The following is a 563-nucleotide window of genomic DNA, read 5'->3' on the forward strand; positions in this document are numbered from 1 at the left end:
GTACAACGTAGCCATAGAAAGCGCCCAGCGGAGCGCCTTTTTGCGTGATGGTGTACGTACCGATAATGGTCCGATCGACCTCCTGGCCCTGGTCGTCACGTAGCGTACCGATGTCGATCACTTTGTTGCGGTTCAGTGAAAAGTTCAGGTTGCTGGACCAGGTGAAGCCGTTGCTTTCGCTCTGAATATTGGTGGAGTTGATACCAATTTCAAATCCTTTGTTCTGAACCGTACCGATGTTTTGTGTCGTCTGTGGGTCCAGGGCACCCTCGTTGTACGTAAGTGGTACGTTTGTCAGCAGGTTTTTCGTCTGTTTCAGATAGGCATCCACGTTAACGGTCAGCCGATCTTTGAAAAGACCAAGATCAACGCCAGCGTTGTACTGGTACGTTGTTTCCCAGCTTAGCAGCGCATTTCCAATTCGGTTTGGTGCAATACCACCCGCAATGCCAGTGCCATCGGCATAATTATACCCTGAACCATACGTACTGAATCGGTCGTAGGCGCCAATCTCCTGGTTACCATTGGCACCAAAGCTGGCTCGTAGTTTCAGGTCGTTAACC

The 563-nt window shown here is 50.4% G+C and carries 1 protein-coding gene; it reads right to left on the reverse strand.

What is annotated here, in order from left to right; translation table 11 throughout:
• Nucleotides 1-563 (reverse strand): TonB-dependent receptor domain-containing protein (locus DT603_RS15840; protein WP_162350955.1); only part of this gene is annotated, 563 nt, incomplete at both ends.

Origin of the sequence: Pseudoxanthomonas gei, from assembly GCF_010119615.1 — a bacterium.
Taxonomy (GTDB): domain Bacteria; phylum Pseudomonadota; class Gammaproteobacteria; order Xanthomonadales; family Xanthomonadaceae; genus Pseudoxanthomonas_A; species Pseudoxanthomonas_A gei.